At 70.4% G+C, this 560-nt stretch carries 1 protein-coding gene; it reads right to left on the bottom strand.

Going from position 1 to position 560, the window contains the following annotated elements; all coding sequences use genetic code 11:
• Nucleotides 1-560: beta-ketoacyl synthase N-terminal-like domain-containing protein (locus tag AB4039_RS42390; protein ID WP_442273330.1), on the bottom strand; the 560-nt coding region annotated here is incomplete at both ends.

Raw genomic sequence — 560 nt, 5'->3', positions numbered from 1 at the left:
CCCGATGACCCCGCGCCACCGCGTCCGACAACCGCTCCACCAGCAGCATCCCCACACCCTCGGCCCAGCCCGTACCGTCCGCCGCGTCCGAGAACGCCTTGCACCGGCCGTCCACCGCCAGCCCCCGCTGCTGCGAAAACTCCACGAAGAGGCCTGGTGCAGCCATGACGGAGACGCCGCCCGCGAGGGCGACATCGCATTCACCACTGCGCAGGGACTGGATGGCGAGGTGCAGCGCCACCAACGACGAGGAACAGGCCGTGTCCACGGTCACCGCCGGCCCCTCCAGCCCCAGGGCGTACGCGACGCGGCCGGACATGACGCTGGCCGTGTTGCCGGTCAGGAGGTAGCCCTCGTAGCCCTGCGCGGGTTCGTACAGCCGGGGACCGTACTCCTGCGACATGGCGCCGACGAAGACGCCCGTGCGCGATCCCCGCAACGACGACGCCGGCACACCCGCCCGCTCCAGCACCTCCCACGACGTCTCCAGCAACAACCGCTGCTGCGGATCCATCGCCACCGCCTCACGCGGCGAAATACCGAAGAAGTCCGCATCGAAC

This window comes from Streptomyces sp. M-16 (genome assembly GCF_052114405.1).
Taxonomy (GTDB): domain Bacteria; phylum Actinomycetota; class Actinomycetes; order Streptomycetales; family Streptomycetaceae; genus Streptomyces.
This window is presented reverse-complemented; position numbering and strand designations above follow the sequence as displayed.